The sequence below is a fragment of the Actinomadura sp. CNU-125 genome, from assembly GCF_001942465.1.
In the GTDB taxonomy this organism is placed as follows: Bacteria; Actinomycetota; Actinomycetes; order Streptosporangiales; family Streptosporangiaceae; genus Spirillospora.
The window spans coordinates 1-3,355 of sequence record NZ_MKJY01000409.1; the positions used below are offsets into that span (position 1 = coordinate 1).

Below are 3,355 nucleotides of genomic sequence, written 5' to 3' on the forward strand. Positions count from 1 at the left end.
GGTGCGGGGTTGGATCCAGCGGCCGAAGGCGTCGGGGCGTGCCAGGTCGCCCCATTGGGCGGCGCAGCGTCGCTCCGACCACCACTCGGCCAGTACGGTGCCGTCGGACCGGGCGCGCGCGTGGGCGTGCAGGGATGCGAAGAAGTCGTTGACGCCGATCTGATGCCCCAGGCGCGAGGAGACCGAGAACGCCAGGGCGGTGTCGGGCCGGTACCCGAACTCGGTGAGCGTCTGCCCTTGACCGATGGCCAGGACGTGGGCGCCGGTGCGTCCGAGCACCCAGTGCCAGGGCATGGACCCGACCGGTGTCCACGGCCGGAACCGCTGCAGAGCCTGGAAGGCGTGGAGGCGGTTGAGCCGCTGACGGGCACGTTCGGGGCTGGGGAAAAAGATGGCGGTGAGCTGGCCGGTGGTGAGCACGCGGTGTTCCCAGACCAGGGCGAGCAGGTCCCGGTCGCGGGCGGTGAGCCGGTAGGCCAGCTCGGCGATGGTGTCCGCCGTCAACGTGGCCGCGCGCGGTTGTGGTGTCCGCAGGCGGTTCGAGGTCCTCTTCGCGGTGTTGCCGGCCATTATTCGTCCTCCTCCGAGGCCGTTGCGGTCTCTGCGGGTGCGTCGGATGGGGTTGTGGGTTCGGCGATCAAGGCGCGCAGCCCCACGGCGGGGATGTGTCGCTGTCGCCGGTCGGCGGCGTACTGCTCGCGCGAGGCTCGGCGTACCGCTTCGGCGCGTCCGGGGATTCGGTCGGGGAGGGGGCGGGTGCGGAAGGTGAAGGCCGGGGTCGGTGTGTTGCCGTCCATGAGGCGCCCGGCGGCCTGGTAAGCGGCCAGATGGGACAGATCGTGCGCGCCGAGCAAAGGAGCGGTGTGGCGGGCCAGGTCGCTGGAGTCCTCGGGTGAGGCGGCGAAGTAGATCTTGTTGCGGGCATCCGCCGAGACCGCTTCGCGCAAATCTTTGGGGAGCTGGGACAGGTGCTGGTGCGCCAAAACGAGGCCGAGGCGATAAGCGCGGGCCTCGGCGAGGATGTCGGTGATCGACCCGGGCAGATTGAGGAAGTTGTGGGCCTCATCGATATAGGCGGCGGCGTCCCGCCGCTCGTGCTCGGCCAGGCGGGCGCGGGGGGTGACGGCCTGCCAGGTGTGGGCCAGCAGCAGCGATCCCAGGAGCCGGACGGCGTCCTCGCCCAGGATGCCTTTGGGTAGGCGGGCGAGGATGAGGCCGCCGGTGTCGAGGGTGCGGCCGACATCGACGGTGGAGGCGGTCCCGGACAGGGCGTCGCGGACGAACGGGCGCAGCAGCACGGCGCGGAGTTTGTTCATCACCGGGCTGATCAACGACGCCTGCGCGGCCGGGGTGAGTTCGTCGTAGGCGTCCCAGAACCCGCGCAGCAGCTCGTCCGGTAGCCGTGAGGTGATTCGGGCGCGGTAGGGGGTGTCGACGAGGAGGCGCGGGACGTCGGCGAGGGTGGCGCGAGACCCGTTGACGCGGGTGAGGGTCAGGCAGGCCGAGCGGAGCAGGTCGTCCAGCCGGGGACCCCAGGCTGAGGAGAAGCAGCGGCGGAAGGTGGTGACGATCGACTCGGTCGCGAACGCCGGGTCGGCGCCCGCGAGCACGTTCAGGCAGGGCGGCGGCCCCGAGTCGGCGGGGTCGAACACCACCGTCCGTCCGGCGGCGTGCTCGGGGAGCCGGTCCATCACGTCGTTGATGAGGTCGCCTTTGGGGTCGATGACCAGCGCGCCTCGCCCGGCTGCGGCGTCGGCGAGGACGAGGCCGGCCAGGAAGGTGGACTTGCCGACGCCGGTCTGTCCGAGGACATGCAGGTGCTGGCGGGCACCGGCGACGGTGAGGCCGACCGGGCGGGGCGCGGGCGCCTCGGAGTCGCCGAGCGTGCGGATGCCGGGCCCGCCGGCGGGGATGGCGGGCGAGGGCGGAGTGGGGCGGGCCCCGGCGCGGGTGACGCCGGGTGCGGCCAGGTCGTGCGGCAGGTGCGCCAGGGCGGCGAGTTCGCGGACCGACAGCAGGAAACCGCGGTCCAGGCGCCGCGACGCCAACCTTTCCGCGGGCCGGTGAAGGCGGCGCCGTTGCAGGTGCTGGTGCCCGGAGGTGAACATCGCGAACGCCGAAGCGGTCTCGTGGGCACGGGCCCGCAACCATCCCGCCTCCGCCTCATCGGCGTTGCGGGTCGCGACGCCGTAGCGGATGACGGTTTCGAACCTGGGCTGGGCGGCCTTACCGAGGATCGCGCGGACCTCCTCGTTGCGTTCGGGGTGCAGACGGCCGACCTCACCGGCGCCGCTGTGGCCTGACATGCCGGGGGTGAGCAGGTCGAACAGTGCGCTTTGCGGTGTGGCCGAGCGGCCGCTGCGCAGTGCCGAGGCCGCGCGGTGGGCGCGACGCAGCCGCCGGTGCCCGGCGGCGGGGCGGGCGAGGATCTGCACGGCCAGATGCTCGCCGTTGGCGAGCCCGGATGCGGCCCCCAGCAGCCCCCGCAACGGGTCGCTGTCGTGGCTGCTGTTGAGGGGGTAGTGGTCCGGGCGCGCCAGGACCAGGCGCCCGCCCGCCGCCCGGGTGTCCAAGGGGAGTGGTGGTGCGGCTTGGCGGGGGGTGAGGGTGGCGCCGGGCCAGTCCGAGCGGATGGTTTTCTCGATGATGCCGGGCGGGATGGTGCCGGGGACCCAGATCTGGAACCGGACGCCGTTGTGGTCGGCGATGTACTCGAACGCTACATGCGGCTGCCCGTGCAGGGTGCGTTTGAAGGCGGGGGCGGTGAGCCCGACCAGGTGCGCCCACCATGCCGCGGCACCGGCGGGCTCTACTTTGGGCGGGACGGCGACCTCGATCACCCGCGCGCCGGGGACCAGACGGTCGTGGCGCCGCCGCCAGATGAGCTTGCGTGCCCCGGCCAGCGCGGCGGCGCCCGCCAGGAGGCCCGCCGCTGCGGCGGGCGCGTAATCGATCAGGAGTCCGCCGAACCGCTGCACGTCCGCCAGTTCGGAAAGCAGATCGAACAGTTCGCTCCCGGTCTCCGGGCTCACAGTCCAGGTGTTCACAGCAAGCTCTTTTCGTCGGTGTTGTCGGTGTCGAGTTCGGCGAGTTCGGCGGGGTCGGTCGTGGTCAGACGGTGCTCTTGAGGACTGGCGATGGCGGTGAACGCGGCGCGGTCGGAGCCGGTCGCGGTTCCGCACAGCAGCCCTTGGCCGCGGTCGGCGGCCAGCAGGAACGCCTTCTCGCCGTCGGTGAGGTCGAACGCGGCGGCGATCTGGTCGGCGACCTGCGGCGCTTGCCGCAGCAGGATCTGGGTGGCGGAGTTGGCGATGACCGCCCGCCCGAGATCGGAGGACAGCAGGTCGGCGGCGTC

The 3,355-nt window shown here is 72.4% G+C and carries 2 protein-coding genes and 1 pseudogene; all 3 read right to left on the reverse strand.

Annotated features, from left to right (window positions below):
* Positions 1–570, reverse strand: a 570-nt coding sequence (locus BJF79_RS35165) for a replication-relaxation family protein (RefSeq protein ID WP_187357103.1), incomplete at its 3' end; no start/stop codon positions are given.
* Positions 570–3,047, reverse strand: a complete 2,478-nt coding sequence (locus BJF79_RS35170; protein ID WP_075903909.1) for a helicase HerA domain-containing protein — start codon at positions 3,045–3,047, stop codon at positions 570–572. The genes BJF79_RS35170 and BJF79_RS35165, both read right to left, overlap by 1 nt.
* Positions 3,044–3,355 (reverse strand): annotated as a pseudogene (locus BJF79_RS56295) (conjugal transfer protein TraC); the annotation flags it as partial. The pseudogene BJF79_RS56295 and the gene BJF79_RS35170, both read right to left, overlap by 4 nt.